This window comes from Agrobacterium vitis, from assembly GCF_037039395.1.
Taxonomy (GTDB): Bacteria; Pseudomonadota; Alphaproteobacteria; order Rhizobiales; family Rhizobiaceae; genus Allorhizobium; species Allorhizobium vitis_E.
In genome coordinates this window covers 61,489-78,490 of sequence record NZ_CP146242.1, presented here as the reverse complement: position 1 = coordinate 78,490, position 17,002 = coordinate 61,489, and the positions used below count along the sequence as shown (strand labels likewise).

The following is a 17,002-nucleotide window of genomic DNA, read 5'->3' as shown; positions in this document are numbered from 1 at the left end:
CGTGAAAAAGGGACAGATGATGGGGTATTCTTTAGCGGTTCTGCGTCCAAAGGCGGTGTTGCGCGCCGCTTGTACCCTGTCCATTCTCGGCGTGATGCTGGCGGGCTGCGGCACAACGCCAAACGACACATACGATCTGGCCAGTATCCGTGCCGCCACCACGACCCAATCGGCCCAGAAGCGGCAGGTTCTGGTTGCCGATCCGACCGCGCTGAAAGTGCTCGACAGCGACATGATCGTGGTGCGGGTTTCCGGCACGGAAATGCAATATCTGGCCAAGTCGCAATGGAGCGACAAGCTGCCACGTATGGTGCAGTCGAAACTGGTCGAGGCTTTCGAAAATACCGGTAAGCTCGGCGGCGTCGGCAAGCCGGGGCAGGGCCTGGCAATCGATTATCAATTGCTGTCCGATATCAGGACGTTCGAAGTTGAGGCTGGCGGTATTCGCCGGGCCAATGTCGAGATTTCCGTCAAGCTGCTCAATGATCGCAATGGCAGTGTGATTTCCCAGAAGGTGTTTTCTGCCAGCGTTCCCGCCCGTGGCGGCGACAATCAGGCGCTTGTCAACGCTCTGTCGCAGGCTTTCGCACAGGTGAGCGGCGATATCGTCAACTGGACGCTGACGACGATCTGATCCTTGGAGGCAACGCCGTCACATGACGGCGTTGCTGCCGACCGGAATCTGGTCGAGAATCCGCCTGAGCGTGATCAGGCCACCTTCTGCGATGCTTCTATCCCGCCCTTCGCTGAAACCAGCGCGGATATGGTGAAACACCCGGGATGAACGGGCCGGTTTGAACTCGTCTTCATCATCGATCAATACGCCCTGGTCCAGCGCGGCCTGCTTGAATGTGCCGGACAGCCATGGTTCCGGCAGTTTCAGCCAGAAATACGGCAGGCGTGGATGCGAGCGGAATTCGTAGCCCTCAAACAGCTGTCGGACGATCTGTTCCCGGGCCGAAAGCTCTTCCAGCACCCGCCCGCGAATATCATCCGCAGCCCCCGACAGAACCAGGCGCGCCGACAGCTCCGCCAGCAGGAAGGGCAGGCCGCCGCAGACCATTTTCTGGGTGACGCGGACGCGCTGGCTCATATGATCGGGGCAGGCGACCCAGCCGCCGCGCACTCCGGCTGCGACGGATTTAGACAGGCTGTTGAGCAGAAATGTCCGGTCTGGCGCCAGTTGGGCCAGCAGCGGAATGCCATCGCCGACCAGCGCCCCATAAATGTAATCCTCGATCAGCCAGACATTATAACGGCGGGCGATGTCTACGATCTCCAGCCTCCGTGACAGGGGCAGGCAAGACAGCGTCGGGTTCTGGCCTGACGACATGATGAAGGCTGCCTTTGGGTGCTCGCGTGCGCAGACCCGTTCAAAGTCCTCAGGCATGATGCCGTCATGGTCGGAATCCACCAACGCAATCTGGCGGCCCATCAGCGAGGCGCTGCGGGCAATCTGCGAATAGGTCAGGTGTTCGCAAACGATCCGGTCTCCGGTGCCGCTGATGGCGGCGATCACCGCATTGACCCCGGCATGTACGCCCATCTGCGGCACGATATTGGCAGCCTCCGGGCTCCAGTCGCCATTCGACAGCCAGCGGCGGCCTGCCTCCAGCCAATCCGGCAGCAGGGTCCGCGTGTAGCTGGCGATCTCGTCCGGCTGATCGCGGGCGATGTCGGTCATCAGCCGGCCGATAATATCCGCCTGGCCTACATCGATGGCGGCGGTGGTGTCAAAGCGCAGCTTGCCTGGCGGTGGCGACAGGGTTCGGGTGCCGCCATAGGTGAGGGTAACCGGGTCGCGATGAATATCGATTTCGCTCTCGGCCAGGCTTGCCTGGACGTAAGTGCCGCGTCCGACTTCTCCCGTCACCAGTCCACGTTCCCGCAATAGTGCATAGGCACGGGTAATTGTCCCGATTGTTACCTTCAAATCAAAAGCAAGATCCCGCTGCGGCGGCAGCTTGGCGCCGGACGACAACCTGCCGGTCTTGATGTCCGCCTCTGCCCGGTCCGCAATCCTGATATAAAGCGGGCCCTCTGCTGCCGAGAGGTCGGGGAGCCAATGTGTTACCATGACAATTATCCTTATTGTCACCTTCGTTGGCGCGATTGTATCTATAAATATACAGATAACAAGTGATGCAATCGAAGATTACTGGATTTCAGAACGATGGTGATGGTGACAATAGATACAATTATCCCGCGGGAAACAGAGGCTGCTGGCAGTGCCCAGCCAAACGATGATTACGGCAGTGTTTTACGCGGTCCCGCATGGCGGCTTCTGATAGGCATCGGGACGGTAAGGGCACGGCTGAAGCGGTGGCAGGTGACGCGCCGGACCCGAAGGGACCTAACGGATCTGGATGCGCGTCTGTTGCGCGATATCGGCATATCGCGTGATGAAGTCCGCGTGGAAATGCGCAAGTCCATTTACCCGCACTGGACGGCTGAGCTATTGCCATCACATTCGGCACACCAGCATTATGCGCCTATCAAATTCCCATTGCTGTAGTCCAAGGGATCGTTGAGCGCAGTCGTCAGAATTTATAACCCACCATCACGCCCGCCCGGGTCATGCCATCATTCGGATCGCAGAGATCGGCATTGGAAGCGTGCTCGATCTGCCCCATGACGCTCCAGGTCTTGTTGATGCGGTAGCCGAGCGCCGCATATTCACGAAACAGCACGCGGCAGCCGAGATCCGGGCCGTTGCGGTGCTGCTCGTCAATGGCACCATCATGGATGACGCCGCCAAAGCCTGCTTCGATAAAGGCTTTGGAGGAGAAGATGTCGGTCGTCCAGCTGAAGCCGGCATAGATTTGATTGTTGAGGCTATCGCCACCGATTTCTCCGCCGACATGCACCCTTGGCCGCGCAAGGCTGTCCAGGAAACCAGAGGCAGAATCGCGGGAGAATGGGTCGAACAACATGGTGACTTCACCGGCACCGCCATGTTCATGGCCCTGGATTGAGGTGACGGCCCCGAAACGCAACTCGTCAAAAATAGTGTCGTCAGCAAATGCGGATTGGGTGGTGATGGTAAATAGTAAAAGGCCGGCCAAGGCCGATGTTTTTATCGAAGACAGCGCTATCATTGTTATTCAAATTCCTCGTTCGAATCCCGATGATTCGCCGAGGTTCAATTTGCCAATTTTTCCAAGCAAACGCAGTGTCAAAATCGCCACGCTGGGCATTTATCGCAGCGTGGCAAGGCGCTGTAGCGCATTCAGTGTTTCCATCGAAACATTAATGGCAGGCTGAAGATCCGTTTGCCCAGCGCTTGACGTCGGCGGAAATACGACCGGACAGGGGCTCATTCATGACAGGGCCGAAGGCCTGAAGCCTGGCGGGCGTGCCTTGCGCCATGACCACCAGCAGGGGACGGATATCGCCACTGCCCTTGCGCACCAAGAGAATGCGAGGCTGGCCCGAATAGGAGGTCAGCTCGGCATCCATGCGATAGGATTTGAAAGCCGGATCCCCGGATTTGAACCAGCAGGAGGAGGCGCTAACCATCACCCGCTCCATCACGTCGAGGGCGCTTTGCGGCTTTACGGCAGCAGGCGGCGTCGGCTTGCAAGCACTCAGCATGGCGAGACCCGCAAGGGCGATCATAATAAGTGGCTTGCGCATCAGTGAATCCGAGTCCGATTTGTAATTCAGGTCAACAACCGGTCTCAGGCTGCGGCGACGACGTCGAGAGCGGACGCAAACAGACCCCGCCCATCATTGCCGCCATGGGCGGCTTCGATCAGGTTTTCCGGATGCGGCATCATGCCCAGCACATTGCCCTTGGCGTTGATAAGGCCAGCAATATTGTTGAGAGAGCCGTTCGGATTGGTGCCTTCGGCGTAGCGAAACACCACCTGGCCATTGCCTTCGATGGATTGCAGCGTGTCGGCGTCAGCAAAATAGTTGCCGTCGTGATGGGCGACCGGGCAGCGGATGATCTGGCCCTTGCCATAGGCGCGGGTGAAATCCGTTTCGTCATTGGCGACTTCCAGCTTCACTTCGCGGCAGACAAATTTCAACGATGCATTGCGCATCAGCGCGCCCGGCAACATGCCGGCTTCCAGCAGAATCTGGAAACCGTTGCACACGCCGAGAACCTTGACGCCCTGATCCGCCTTGGTCTTGATGGCCTGCATGACGGGCATGCGCGCGGCAATGGCGCCGCAGCGCAGGTAGTCGCCATAGGAAAAACCGCCGGGAATGACGATCAGGTCGACATCCGGGATTTCGGTTTCCGTCTGCCAGATGGTCACGGGTGGTGTGCCGGAAATCTTGGTCAGAGCCGCGATCATATCGCGGTCACGGTTCAGGCCGGGCAGTTGAACAACGGCGGATTTCATGGCGTCGGCTCCCACTTGACTGTCTGTTCCAGACATTGCCGGGTTGATGTTCAACCTAGCGGCTTCCAGATCTTCTTGGTGTCGTTTGGTCGGGAAAACCGGGTTCCACGTTTCCCTGACAAACTCTAAAACACGGTCTCTAAAGCTCGGGGCGTTTGATCAAACGCATTCCGGCTTTGCCGTCCCCGTCACCGGGAACAGTCCGCTTAATCGATCGAGATCGCGTAATTTTCGATCACGGTATTGGCCAGCAGCTTTTCGCACATGGCTTTCAATTCCGCTTCTGCTGCGGCCTTGTCGGCGGTATCGAGCGACAGGTCGAAAACCTTGCCCTGGCGGACATGGTTGACGCCATCGAAGCCGAGCGCACCAAGCGCTCCTTCGATAGCCTTGCCTTGCGGGTCCAGAACGCCGTTTTTCAATGTTACGGTGACGCGAGCCTTAATCACGATGGTGTCTCCAGAACTGCTAGGGCATCGATCCAAACGGAGGCCCCAGCCGGGTTTGGAAAAATCGATGCGTAAACAAAAGACCAGTGCACGAAAGCATGAACGACGTGAATGCGTCCGTGCACCAGACCGGAATTACTTGACCAGAACCGGGCCGGTGCCGCGAACGGGTTCATTTTCATTGATGATGCCGAGACGGCGTGCCACTTCCTGATAGGCTTCCAGCAGCCCGCCCATATCGTGGCGGAAGCGGTCCTTGTCCAGTTTTTCGTGGGTTTCGACGTCCCAAAGACGGCAGCTGTCGGGCGAAATCTCGTCGGCCAACACGATGCGCATCATGTCACCTTCGTAGAGGCGACCGCATTCGATCTTAAAATCGACCAGTTGAATGCCGATGCCGAGGAAAAGCCCCGAGAGGAAGTCATTGACGCGAATAGCCAGCGCCATGATATCGTCCAGCTCAGCCGGATTGGCCCAGCCAAACGCGGTGATATGCTCTTCCGAGACGATCGGATCTTCCAGCGCATCGGATTTATAATAGAATTCGATGATGGAGCGCGGCAGAACCACGCCTTCCTCGATGCCAAGGCGCTTGGACAGGGAACCGGCGGCGACATTGCGCACGACGATTTCCAGCGGGATGATTTCCACTTCCTTGATCAACTGCTCACGCATGTTGAGGCGGCGGATGAAGTGGGTGGGAATGCCGATCTTGTTCAGGTGCGTGTAGACATATTCGCAGATGCGATTGTTCAACACGCCTTTGCCGTCGATGACATCATGCTTTTTCTTGTTGAAGGCTGTTGCATCATCCTTGAAAAACTGGATCAGCGTGCCCGGCTCAGGACCCTCATACAGGATCTTGGCCTTGCCTTCGTAAATACGGCGGCGACGGTTCATGACGGTTTGTCTCTATTGTTGGCGTCGCACAAGGGACGCTCTGTGTCACTGGTTGAGGCGGTCCATAAAGGAAAACGCGGCTTTTCACAATCCGGCTCTTGCCCCTTCCTTGTTTTTCTGGTCGCGCCCTTGTTCGGGTGCGTCCCTACAGGCTGCCTGCTTCCTCCCGAACAATCCCTAACGCAGACATTATCGACCAGGGAGAATCGCGATCCGTCACAGCAGCCCAGGATATTACCTTTAGCACAGCGGTGCCGAACCACGAAATCCATGGCCAGAGAAAGCCATGGATAAGTCAGTCCTCGGCGGAAAGCTTGCTGAGAAACTGGGCAAAAACCATGGTGCCTTCCGGCCAGGGACCATGGCCGGATTCGGCATTGAGATGGCCAGCTTCGCCCGCGTCGACGAGAAGCGCGCCCCAGGCCTTTGCAATGTCCTCGGCGTGATCATAGGTGCCGAACGGATCGTTGCGGCTCGCGACCATCAACGTGGGAAACGGCAGGGGCATGCGGGGGTAAGGCCCGAAGGTCATCAGGTGGCGGGGCCGGATTGCCGAATTTGCCACGTCCGGGGGCGCCACCAGGAAGGCGCCAGCCACCTTACGCTGAAAATGCGGCACGGCGTGAACGATTGTTGGCACACCCAGCGAGTGGCCCACCAGCACGACCGGTTTTTCGGCGCGGTTGACCTCTTCCACCAGCCGCTTCACCCAATCCTCCCGGACAGGCTTTGCCCATTCCGCCTGCTCAACGCGGCGCGCGGTCGACAATTTGCCCTCCCAACGGCTTTGCCAATGGTCCGGCCCGGAATTGGTATAGCCGGGAACGATCAAAATTTCTGCTTGCGATGCCTTCATGCCGCTTATCTGCGATCCGTAGTGCCTTGCGTCAAGAGTGTGAGCGCGGCAAGGATAAAAGAAAATGGTTTGTCTTGCCTACCAATATTGACGACGGGCCGCTGACGGGATTACCTTGCCCGGCATATTCTGGGAGGAATTCATGTCAATATTTGCTTTGCGGAGTGCCGTGGTTACGGCTCTGCTGTTTCCGTCATTTATGTATGTATCTAGCGCTTACGCCGCCGGCACATGCGGCGATATCAGCAATAGCGGCGGGCATCCGCCCGAATTGACGATAGCTGAGGCAAAATCCATCCCTGGTAATGCCGAGATGCCGCGCAGCCATTGCCTGATCCAGGGGGAGTTGGCGGCTCATCAGGGCATTGACGGCAGAGCCTATGCCATCCACTTCGAAATGCGGCTTCCGGACGATTGGAATGGCCGTTTCGTACATCAGTTCAACGGAGGCAATGACGGCAAGGTCCTGGCTGCCACCGGCCCGTTGCTTGGCGGCAACAAGGCGGACAATGCGCTCAGCCGTGGCTATGCGGTGGTCTCCAGCGATGCCGGCCATGACGAGGCGGCATTTTCCGACAAGGGGCTTGCCGGTTCAGCTGCCTTTGGCTTAGACCCGGTCGCTCGCCAGGATTATGGCTACAGTGCCGTTGCCAAGCTCAACCCGTTGGCCATGCGGCTGGTGGAGCAGTATTACGGACAAAAGATTGCCTTTCGCTATGGCATCGGTGGCTCGAATGGTGGTCGCCATGCGTTGATGGCCGCCACGCGGTTGCCGGAGCAATTCGATGGTCTGCTGGTCGGCTATCCCGGCTTCAATCTGCCGAAGGCTGCTCTTCAACATGCCTGGGACGTACAATCCTGGGCCAAGGTCGATCAGGATATCGCCAAAGCCTTTTCTCCTGCCGATATGGCGGTTCTGGCCAAGGGCATTCTTTCCGCCTGCGATGCCTTGGACGGCCGGGTCGATGGCATTGTCGGCAATGCGGATGCCTGCCAGAGCCGGTTCAATATCGCCTCCCTGGCCTGTAAAGCAGAAAAGCAGCCGGATTGTCTTCGCCAGGACCAGATTGCTGCCCTTCGCGCCAGTCACGCCGGCCCGAGAAACAGCAAGGGCCATGCGCTGTACAGCAATTGGGATTGGGACCCAGGCATGGGGTCTGCCAATTGGCGACTGTGGAAATTGCAGAGCCCTGTTGCAGCCTGGGGCGGAAAACCGATCATTGCTGTCATGGGGGCGGGTTCGCTGGCTCAAATCTTCACCACGCCGCCCGTGCCGGTCAACGGAACGCCGGAGGACCTGCAAAAGTTTTTGCTCGGCTTCGATTTCGACCGGGACGCGCCGAAGATTTTTGCAAAATCAGGGCCATTCACGGAATCCGCCGCGGATTTCATGATCCCGCCCGATAGCGCTAATCCGCATTTGAAGGCATTTAAAGCCGCTGGCCATAAGATGATTGTTTTTCATGGCAATGCCGATCCGGTATTTTCAGTACTCGATACGGTCAAGTGGTACCGCAAACTCGACAGCAATAACGGTCGCAAGGCGGGTGATTTCGTCAAATTCTACCGTATCCCTGGGATGCCGCACGGGGCGGGTGGTCCCTCGTATGACGATTTCGATTTCTTCACACCGCTCGTCGCCTGGGTAGAAAAGGGTGCGGCGCCCGGTCCGGTGTCAGCAGGGATCACCAAGGATAATAAGGAGGGGGCAGCACTTACGCCCGGGCGCTATCTTTATTGCCCTTATCCCCTGGTTGCGGATTACGATAAAGCCGCTGCTGGCTCGGATTCCCCCCACTTCAAATGCCGCTAAGATAAATTGGCAGCATCGGACCAGGAGCCAGTTTTTCCCTTTTCTGGCCGATAGTGGTTTTGTCATGAAGGCATCGCGCATTTCCAAATGCGCGATGCCTTCATGCTTTTAAGCCATGCAGTCGTCCGCTCTGGCCGATGCTTTGCGTGGCTGTATTCACACGTATGAGTGGTTCTTCTTGGTGTGATTTATGCCGTCTACTGAGTAATGAAAATAAACCTATGATTGATAAATGATGGAATAAACTAATAAATAGAATGCATGATGCATGCATTAGTTTGTTATTTTATGATTGTATTTCCGATTTTCAGGCCGCCTTTTCCTCTTTCGGAGAAAATGGACCGAGTATCATTTGCCGATGGATTTTTAGTGAGCGACAGGCGATAATTGTAAATATTATTTAAGATCGCTGGGTGCAGAAATATTTCTTCTCCGCAGGGGTTGGGCGTGACAAGGCAACCGTATTTTGGATTAACATCTCTTGGTTTTACTGTTCAATATTCCAACGCTGATGATTTGCCTTCTGGTCGGATGGACTTTGAATTCTGTCCTGATGAGCATCAGTTGGTTTTTTGACCGTAAATCCAACCAGTTGGGCATTTGGAGTATTGGTTTTTGGTGTATTTCAATCGGTACATGCTTGCAGGCTTTGCGCGGGATCGTTCCTGAATCCCTCGGTATCGGCATTGGTGGAGCACTGGTGCTTCTGGGGTCCGGACTGGTGTGGGTTGGGTTTCGGATCTTCGATGGATTTTCCCGTTGTGGTTGGTTTGTGGTCGCGATAACCGCGATTTGGCTCCTCTGCTATTTTGGGGTGAATATCTTTTCCACCAATCCGGATAGCAGAATCGTCCTCTACACAATTTTGACCGTGACGCAGATTGGCGCTTTGGCCGCCTCGATTTGGTCCGGCTGGAAGAGTGATCATTTTCCAGTCCGCCTTGTCCTTATCTTCATGCTGCTGTCCTACTGCTTCGTCATGTTGATGCGTATTCCGCTGGTGATGATCTGGCCGGTCACTGAGATTGGTGGCGTAGCCCAAACACCATGGGTGTCGGTTGTTACCTTTATTTTATACGTCAACAGCCTTGGGCTGGGGATCGGCATCTTCGCGCTCAGCAGCCATCGAAGCCTCATGCAGTATAAGCGCGCCTCCGAAATCGACATGCTGACCGGCGTTCTCAATCGCCGCGCTTTCTATGAGCGCGCCCAGTCACACATGCTCAAGAGCGCCGGTGTGCTGGCGCTGATCGATCTCGATCATTTCAAATACATCAACGATGCCCATGGACATGCCGGTGGCGACGCAGCCTTGTGTGCCTTTGGAAAAACGATGATCGAGCAACTCGATGCGAACATGGTGTTTGGCCGGCTTGGCGGGGAAGAGTTTGCTTTGTTCATGCCGCAAATGACAGGTGATGAAGCGCTGGCCTTTTGCGATGGGCTGCGGCAATCCGTTGCCCGGCTCACCACTCCCTGGCGTGACACAACGATCACCATGACCATCAGTATCGGCATGCATGAGGCGGCCAAAGCTGGCGCGGATCTCGATGCCGTGTCTCTTCGGGCGGATGCTGCGCTTTACCTGGCAAAAGGTCAGGGACGGGATCGATGTGTTTTAAGCGCTGCGGAGGATGTCGTGGCGCAGAGACCGGAGGAGGGGATGGCGGCTGTCATCGCGCTTGTCGGTCCAAAACCAGCGGCGGCAGCTGAACTATCGTGACGGGTTGAAAAATGCGCGATTGAGAATCGTAAGGCGCTAAAATTCATCTGCTGATGATCGATGGCTCGTATTGATAAGGAAAATGCCAAGCGTCATCTTGGATGGCGCTTGGCACGTTGTGTTTAATCAGAGGCCCGATGTGTTCAATCGGATATGAAACTCAAGGTCATGCGGTCGCTGCGGCCTGGGCTTCGGCGTCGATTTCGTTTGCACGGCGGTAGGCATCGCGGTCAGTCATCCGGGCGATGTAATCGGTAAACACCGGACGGGATGGCACGCTGTTGACTCTCAATGAGAACGACAGATGCGAGGCCAGATAGAGATCGGCGGCGCTAAAGCTTTCGCCAGCGATATACGGGCTTGCGGAAATTGCAGAAGCAACCACATCCATCATGGTGTCAATATTGCCATAGCCGACCATGCCGCGGCGCTCATCGGGGACGGCAAAGCCACAGGCCTGGCCAATGACGGCGGCTTCCACCGGACCGGCGGTGAAGAACAGCCAGCGATAATAGCTGCCGCGCTTGTCAAGGGCAGGAGCAAGGCCCGCCTCAGGAACGGCATCGGCCAGATAGGCGAGAATGGCGGGCGTTTCTGTCACAACAGTTTTGCCGTGGCGGATAGCCGGGACTTTGCCCAGCGGGTTGATGGCAGTATAATCCGCCGCCTTCATCGCGGGACCATAGGCGACGAATTCGGTCTGATAGGGTTGGCCGATCTCCTCCAGCATCCAGCGAACGATGCGCCCTCTGGACATGGGATTGGTGTATAAAACGACTTGCTCGGTCATGGTGTTCTCTTCCCCAAAAATGCATAGAATACGAAGGTTTGGCGATGCGCAGGCATCGCCTGACATTACAGGGCCGTGCGCTTTATAAAACGCACGGCCCTGTAACACTTTAAATCCGCTGCATAATTTTATCCTTAAAGCGACTCCGATTTATGGAATTATGCAGCAGACGGACGGCCATTTTCAGTGGCTCTCCCAATAACGCGAAAACCCGGCGCGATGGCCGGGTTTTGCAAAACGTGAGATGGCTCAGGCAGCCATTGCAGCCCGAAGGTTTTCATCCACCTTGTCGAGGAAGGCGGTGGTCGACAGCCACGGCTGGTCGGGACCGATCAAGAGCGCCAGATCCTTGGTCATGTAGCCGGCTTCAACCGTGTCCACGCAAACCTTTTCAAGGGTGAGGGCGAACTTGGCCAGTTCTGCATTGTCATCCAGCTTGGCGCGGTGCGCGAGGCCACGTGTCCAGGCAAAGATCGAGGCGATGGAATTGGTCGAGGTTTCCTGGCCCTTCTGATGCTGGCGATAGTGACGGGTCACGGTGCCGTGGGCGGCTTCGGCTTCCACCGTGCGGCCATCCGGCGACAGCAGAACCGAGGTCATCAGACCGAGCGAGCCGAAGCCCTGGGCAACCGTATCCGACTGGACGTCGCCGTCATAGTTCTTGCAGGCCCAGATATAGCCGCCGGACCATTTCAGCGCGGAGGCAACCATGTCGTCGATCAGGCGATGCTCGTAGGTAATGCCGGCGGCGTCGAACTGAGCCTTGAATTCGGCCTGGTAGACTTCCTCGAAAATATCCTTGAAGCGACCGTCATAGGCCTTCAAAATGGTGTTCTTGGTGGACAGGTACACGGGCCATTTGCGCATCAGGCCGTAGTTCATCGAAGCGCGGGCAAAATCGCGGATCGAATCATCCAGGTTGTACATGGCCATGGCCACACCGGCGGACGGTGCATCGAACACGTCCTTCTCGATGACCTGGCCGTCTTCGCCGACGAACTTGATGGTCAGCTTGCCCTTGCCGGGGAATTTGAAATCGGTTGCCTTATACTGGTCGCCGAAGGCATGACGGCCGACAACGATCGGCTGGGTCCAGCCGGGAACGAGGCGCGGCACGTTCTTGCAGATGATTGGCTCGCGGAAAATAACGCCGCCGAGGATGTTGCGGATCGTGCCGTTCGGGCTTTTCCACATTTCCTTCAGGTTGAATTCCTTCACGCGGGCTTCGTCGGGCGTGATGGTGGCGCATTTGATGCCGACGCCGTGCTTCTTGATGGCGTGGGCGGAATCGATCGTTACCTGGTCATTGGTTGCATCGCGGTTTTCTACCGAGAGGTCGTAGTATTCAATCTCGAGATCGAGATAGGGAAGGATCAGCTTTTCCTTGATGAACTGCCAGATGATACGGGGCATTTCATCGCCGTCGAGATCGACGACCGGGTTGGCAACCTTGATCTTTTGCATAAGTCTTCCTCATCGATAGGGCGGCTTCAATTCGACCGCGTCTCTGTCCATATGACCGGAGTTGCCTATAGCATTCTCGCAAGCCAAGGCAAACAGGAAGCCGCGTGTGGACTTCATTTTAGCTTGAGCGTGCGTTGCCCTCCGCCTCTTGCATTTTGGGCTGTTTATGCCCATGCAGGCGTAAATTTGCAGGGTTAAGTGAATTATTGCAGGAAAGGCGCTATGGCAGGCACGAACAGCGAGCGTGAGCTTATCGCCGAGGGACCGGCGATTATTCTGGTGGAACCGCAATTGGGTGAGAATATCGGCATGGTGGCCCGTGCCATGGCGAATTTCGGGCTGGCGGAGCTGCGTCTGGTCAATCCGCGTGACGGCTGGCCCTCGGAAAAAGCCCGGTCCGCCGCATCCAAGGCCGATCATGTCATCGATGGCGCCAAGCTTTACGATACGCTGGAAGAAGCACTGGCCGATCTGAATTTCGTCTATGCGACCACGGCGCGCCAACGGGACAATTTCAAACCCGTGGCCTCGCCGGTGACCGCGGCCGCAACCTTGCGAACCCGGTTTCTGGCCGGTGAAAAAACCGGAATTCTTTTCGGACGTGAAAAATCCGGTCTGAAGAATGAGGATGTGGCTCTGGCCGATGAAATCGTCACGTTTCCGGTCAATCCCGCTTTCGCGTCGCTGAACATCGCTCAGGCCGTGCTGCTGATGTCTTATGAGTGGATGAAATCCACCATGGAGGACGTTACCCAGACGCCGTTTCAGGGGGTCGACCAATTGCCTGCCAGCAAGGAGGAGGTCATCGGTCTGTTCGAGCATATGGAGGATGCGCTCGATGCCAGGGGATATTTCCGCCCAATCCACAAAAAGGCACGAATGATCGACAATCTGCGCGCCGTGCTGACGCGACGTGGTTTCACCTCGCCAGAAATCAATGTCATGCGTGGCGTGGTCTCGTCACTCGACCGCTTCTCCCGCCGCAATCCGCGCGGCGCTGGAGCGCCTTTGGAGGGCGACGCAGTGGATGGCATTGAGAGGGACGAAGCGGATGGTAGCGGGCATGAACGAGACCAGGACTAAACTAAAACCGATCCTGGTCTTTGATTCCGGTATTGGCGGCTTGACCGTCCTGCGTGAAGCGCGGGTGCTGATGCCGGAGCGCGGCTTTATCTATATCGCCGACGATGCTGGTTTTCCCTATGGCAATTGGGAGGAGGAGCCGCTCAAAACGCGGATCGTCTCCTTGTTTGCATCGCTTCTGGCGCAATATGATCCCGAGGCGGTGATCGTTGCCTGTAATACGGCCTTCACGCTGGCCGGTGCCGCGTTGCGCGAAGCCTTTCCCGGCATGCGCTTCATTGGCACGGTGCCCGCCATTAAGCCAGCCGCAGAGCGCAGCCGTTCCGGGCTGATTTCCGTGCTGGCCACGCCCGGCACCGTCAAGCGCGCCTATACCCGCGATCTGATCCAGTCCTTTGCCAGCCAGTGCGAGGTCAACCTCGTTGGCTCTCAACATCTGGCCCGGCTGGCTGAAGCCTATATTCGCGGTGAGCCGGTAGAAGACGCGGCGCTGAATGCTGAGATCGCGCCCTGCTTCATCGAAAAACAAGGCGCGAAGACCGATATCGTCGTGCTCGCCTGTACCCATTATCCGTTTCTTGCCAATGTCTTCCGCAAGCTGGCTCCCTGGCCGGTAGATTGGCTTGATCCTGCGGAAGCCATCGCCCGCCAGGCGCGGCGTCTGGTGCCTGATGTGGACGAGGGTGCGCATTCGGACGACTACGATTTCGCGGTCTTTACCTCCGGCCAACCGGTCTTTTCCACCCACCGGCTGATGCAGGGTTTTGGCCTGCGTGTCGCGGCAGCCTGACATTTGTCACTGCCAGTGGCCAGATGAATATTTTAGATCCTGCTTTTTTAATATCACAGTACACGACGCAAAGGTTTTTATGTGCCGCTTACCCCCCTCTGTCCGGCAGGACAGAGGGGGTGAACCCGGATCAAAACCTTTGCGGCGTGTACTGTGGTTCAATCTGAGCCTGGAAGACTCTAGCGCGTTCGCGCTTGCAGGCTCTCAGCCAGCCGTTCGACCAGGCTGGCAAGCTGCCCCAGACATTCGTCCCAAGCCTGTTTTACGCCTTCTTGCGATACCGTGTCCGGGATGCCGGACTGGGTGATTGTCAGGTCGGTTCCGATTGTAGCCGGTTTCAGCTGGATGATGGTCTCGACTCGCGCAGTCCAGAACGGATCGTCCATTCTTTCCGTGTAGCGGATGCGCTCGTTGAGGACCAATTCGTCGAATTCGGCGATCATCACGTAGCTTAAATCTGACGCGGTGCTGCTAAAACGAATCTTGTAACTGCCACCCTCACGTGCATCGAAATGAAGCGGCTGGCAGGTAAAGTCCTTCCTTTGCATCCATTGCACGACAGCCTGCTCGTCAAGAAACGCTTTATAGACGCGACTGATCGGAGCCTGGATGAGTTTATCAACGCGAATGGAAAATGCCATTCCGAGACCTTTCTCGCCCAAAGGGCTATAGGTGTTCGTAAAAACAGTAGATATTCAAGGTTGTTTCATCATTTTAGAAGTGGATACACTTTAAACCGTACCCGTCCTGTATTGAGGCGATATTTATAGGACGCCATGCGGGGGTCAACTATCTAAAGATTTCAAACTATCTTTTTTTGTTATTTCGCTTCACCCGAAATGTGATGCCGCGACCAAGTCGCTAAAGTAGAATTGGTCGGAAGTGGATTTTAATGCTCCAGATAAAAACTACCGAACATTCAACGTGTTGTTGTGGATTCGATAAAATCTGGCCTGCTTGAAGAACACCATTATCTGGAAAATAAACAGCCCTACAATAATACGGAAAGCGCCGTGGCATGGTGGGGAAAAATACCAAAAATGCTTGATCGTTTTTCAAGCAGTCTTGGTCAATATGGTCTTTACGGGGGTCGCCCGGCGGTTGTTTTTCTTGATAAATGTCAGTTGTGCACGCAAACCCGCTATGAATGTCTGCGGAGATTGGCTTTTGATGGCACAAAATCCCTCAAACCCTTGAGGGGTCAACATTTTCAGGCCTCGATATGCTCTGTCTTCTCGCGTGATCTGGCTTTTTCAGCAAAACTTGCGGCCGCATATTCACAACCACGTTCCATCCATTGAAATTGTTGCGAGCCATTTGGAATGCGGCGGCGACTTGTGCTACAGATTTTATCCCGCCGCCATCCATGCGGCTCCTAAGAGATTTGAAACAGCTTGTTTGCCGAAATCGTCATTGTTGTCCTGCTCACCATCTTGAACGGCGTATTGGCAATGTCCGAACTGGCGGTCGTCTCCGCCCGTCCGGCGCGTCTGAGAGTTCTGGCCGAAGCCGGCCATCGCGGTTCTGCCGTCGCCATCCGGTTGGCCGAAAATCCTGGCCGATTTTTGTCGACCGTGCAGATCGGTATTACCCTTGTCGGCGTTCTATCCGGCGCGTTTTCAGGGGCTACTCTCGGTGCTCGATTGACCCAGTGGCTCCTGCTGCAAGGGATGTCTGAGGCACTTGCCAGTACGCTTGGCGTCGGCTGCGTCGTGGTTGGCATCACCTATCTGTCGCTGATCGTCGGTGAATTGGTGCCCAAGCAGATCGCGTTGCGCAATCCCGAATTGATCGCCTCACGCATGGCGGGCGCCATGCTGATCCTGTCCAAGGTCTCGCTGCCGCTGGTCTGGCTGCTGGATGGCTCGGGGCGGGCTGTGCTGTCGCTGCTCGGCCAGAAGGGCGCATCCTCAGGCACGGTAACCGATGAGGAAATCAAGACGGTTCTGGCCGAAGCACAAAGTGCCGGCGTCATCGAATCGGAAGAATCACAGATGATTTCCGGCGTCATGCGTCTGGCGGATCGCACGGCCCGTGGCCTGATGACACCGCGCCGCGATGTCGAACTGATCAGCGTCGATGACACGATCGAAGAAATTCGCGAGACATTGCGCAAAAGCCAGCATTCCCGGTTGCCGGTGCGCAACGGCAATTCCGACGAAATCGTCGGGGTCATGCTGGTGAAAAACTTTTACGATGCCTTGGCCAATGGCGGCACCGTCGATATCCGCTCGATTATCAGCGACGTGCCGATCGTATCCGATCTGGCCGGCGCCATCGACATCATCCAGTCAATCCGCAAGACGGTCCTGCACATGGTGCTGGTCTATGACGAATACGGCCATTTCGAAGGCATTATCACGTCAGGCGATATTCTGGAGGCGATAACCGGTGCCTATCAGGAAGAGGGCGAGGAAGAGCCTGCCCTGCTGATGCGTGAGGACGGTTCCTATCTGGTGGCCGGCTGGACACCGATCGACGAGTTTATCGAGCATATCCGTGTGCCTGTGGATGACGATCCGGATTTCACCACCGTCGCTGGCTATGTGCTGGATGAGTTGAAACGCATTCCGGCGCTGGGCGAAAGCTTCGTCAAGAATGGCTGGAAATTCGAAGTCGTCGACCTGGATGGCCGGCGCATCGACAAGCTGCTGGTCTCGCCGGTCCTGGCAGACGATCCAGATTGATTTCATCCGCGATTGCCTGTGGGTTTCAACGAGAAGACACAGGCATCTTCTTTTACTTTCTGTTAGGAAACACGGATTGAACAACGTGGCTG

18 protein-coding genes are annotated in these 17,002 nt (G+C 56.3%); 8 read left to right on the top strand and 10 right to left on the bottom strand.

The genetic code is table 11. The features are described from left to right. Positions 1 to 19 precede the first annotated feature (19 nt). Positions 20 to 634: an ABC-type transport auxiliary lipoprotein family protein gene (locus V6582_RS02870; protein WP_197434454.1), complete on the top strand. Its 615-nt coding sequence runs from the start codon at positions 20 to 22 to the stop codon at positions 632 to 634. Between the two features lie 18 nt (positions 635 to 652). Here the strand turns inward: V6582_RS02870 and V6582_RS02865 are convergent, their stop codons facing one another. Beyond that, positions 653 to 2,077, bottom strand: coding sequence for a PLP-dependent aminotransferase family protein (locus V6582_RS02865; RefSeq protein WP_156633482.1), 1,425 nt, complete (start codon positions 2,075 to 2,077; stop codon positions 653 to 655). Positions 2,078 to 2,173: 96 nt separating this feature from the next. On the opposite strand from V6582_RS02865, the gene V6582_RS02860 reads away from it, so the two are divergent. Then, entirely contained in the window at positions 2,174 to 2,515 is a 342-nt protein-coding gene (locus V6582_RS02860) for a DUF1127 domain-containing protein (protein ID WP_197434452.1), read from the top strand. A gap of 25 nt (positions 2,516 to 2,540) precedes the next feature. On the opposite strand, the gene V6582_RS02855 is transcribed toward V6582_RS02860, so the two are convergent. The 6 genes from V6582_RS02855 to V6582_RS02830 all read right to left on the bottom strand — a co-directional run bounded on the left by V6582_RS02855 (position 2,541) and on the right by V6582_RS02830 (position 6,626). Further along, entirely contained in the window at positions 2,541 to 3,098 is a 558-nt protein-coding gene (locus tag V6582_RS02855; RefSeq protein ID WP_156633481.1) for an acyloxyacyl hydrolase, read from the bottom strand. 151 nt (positions 3,099 to 3,249) lie between these two features. Next, positions 3,250 to 3,636, bottom strand: coding sequence for a hypothetical protein (locus V6582_RS02850; RefSeq protein WP_234889794.1), 387 nt, complete (start codon positions 3,634 to 3,636; stop codon positions 3,250 to 3,252). Between the two features lie 44 nt (positions 3,637 to 3,680). Then, positions 3,681 to 4,355, bottom strand: coding sequence for a phosphoribosylformylglycinamidine synthase subunit PurQ (purQ, locus tag V6582_RS02845; protein ID WP_156633480.1), 675 nt, complete (start codon positions 4,353 to 4,355; stop codon positions 3,681 to 3,683). A 206-nt stretch (positions 4,356 to 4,561) separates the two neighbouring features. After that, a complete protein-coding gene (gene purS, locus V6582_RS02840) occupies positions 4,562 to 4,804 on the bottom strand; it encodes a phosphoribosylformylglycinamidine synthase subunit PurS (RefSeq protein ID WP_337739349.1) in 243 nt (80 codons plus the stop codon). Between the two features lie 135 nt (positions 4,805 to 4,939). Continuing rightward, positions 4,940 to 5,704: a phosphoribosylaminoimidazolesuccinocarboxamide synthase gene (purC, locus tag V6582_RS02835; protein ID WP_015915788.1), complete on the bottom strand. Its 765-nt coding sequence runs from the start codon at positions 5,702 to 5,704 to the stop codon at positions 4,940 to 4,942. Between the two features lie 295 nt (positions 5,705 to 5,999). Next, positions 6,000 to 6,626, bottom strand: a complete 627-nt coding sequence (locus V6582_RS02830) for an RBBP9/YdeN family alpha/beta hydrolase (RefSeq protein WP_337739352.1) — start codon at positions 6,624 to 6,626, stop codon at positions 6,000 to 6,002. Positions 6,627 to 6,702: 76 nt separating this feature from the next. Between V6582_RS02830 and V6582_RS02825 the strand changes: the two genes are divergently transcribed. Further along, entirely contained in the window at positions 6,703 to 8,373 is a 1,671-nt protein-coding gene (locus tag V6582_RS02825; RefSeq protein ID WP_156633478.1) for a tannase/feruloyl esterase family alpha/beta hydrolase, read from the top strand. Positions 8,374 to 9,013: 640 nt separating this feature from the next. Continuing rightward, positions 9,014 to 10,096: a GGDEF domain-containing protein gene (locus V6582_RS02820; RefSeq protein ID WP_197434451.1), complete on the top strand. Its 1,083-nt coding sequence runs from the start codon at positions 9,014 to 9,016 to the stop codon at positions 10,094 to 10,096. 166 nt (positions 10,097 to 10,262) lie between these two features. Here V6582_RS02820 and V6582_RS02815 read toward each other — a convergent pair whose 3' ends face one another. Together V6582_RS02815 and V6582_RS02810 are read right to left on the bottom strand one after the other, a co-directional pair. Next, positions 10,263 to 10,886 (bottom strand): glutathione S-transferase family protein, encoded by a 624-nt coding sequence (locus tag V6582_RS02815; protein ID WP_156633476.1) that lies wholly within the window; start codon positions 10,884 to 10,886, stop codon positions 10,263 to 10,265. Between the two features lie 249 nt (positions 10,887 to 11,135). Then, positions 11,136 to 12,350 carry an NADP-dependent isocitrate dehydrogenase gene (locus V6582_RS02810; protein ID WP_156633475.1) on the bottom strand — a complete coding sequence of 405 codons (1,215 nt, stop codon included), beginning with the start codon at positions 12,348 to 12,350 and terminating at the stop codon, positions 11,136 to 11,138. Positions 12,351 to 12,572: 222 nt separating this feature from the next. On the opposite strand from V6582_RS02810, the gene V6582_RS02805 reads away from it, so the two are divergent. Continuing rightward, positions 12,573 to 13,433, top strand: a complete 861-nt coding sequence (locus V6582_RS02805) for an RNA methyltransferase (RefSeq protein ID WP_156540509.1) — start codon at positions 12,573 to 12,575, stop codon at positions 13,431 to 13,433. Further along, entirely contained in the window at positions 13,402 to 14,223 is an 822-nt protein-coding gene (murI, locus tag V6582_RS02800; protein WP_156633474.1) for a glutamate racemase, read from the top strand. Before V6582_RS02805 ends, murI begins: the two co-directional genes overlap by 32 nt. A 179-nt stretch (positions 14,224 to 14,402) precedes the next feature. Here murI and V6582_RS02795 read toward each other — a convergent pair whose 3' ends face one another. Next, positions 14,403 to 14,864 (bottom strand): SRPBCC family protein, encoded by a 462-nt coding sequence (locus V6582_RS02795; protein WP_156633473.1) that lies wholly within the window; start codon positions 14,862 to 14,864, stop codon positions 14,403 to 14,405. 291 nt (positions 14,865 to 15,155) lie between these two features. Between V6582_RS02795 and V6582_RS02790 the strand changes: the two genes are divergently transcribed. Beyond that, positions 15,156 to 15,524 (top strand): hypothetical protein, encoded by a 369-nt coding sequence (locus V6582_RS02790; RefSeq protein WP_156633472.1) that lies wholly within the window; start codon positions 15,156 to 15,158, stop codon positions 15,522 to 15,524. A gap of 93 nt (positions 15,525 to 15,617) precedes the next feature. After that, complete coding sequence (locus tag V6582_RS02785) at positions 15,618 to 16,910, top strand: hemolysin family protein (RefSeq protein ID WP_156633471.1); 1,293 nt, start codon at positions 15,618 to 15,620, stop codon at positions 16,908 to 16,910. Positions 16,911 to 17,002 lie beyond the last annotated feature (92 nt).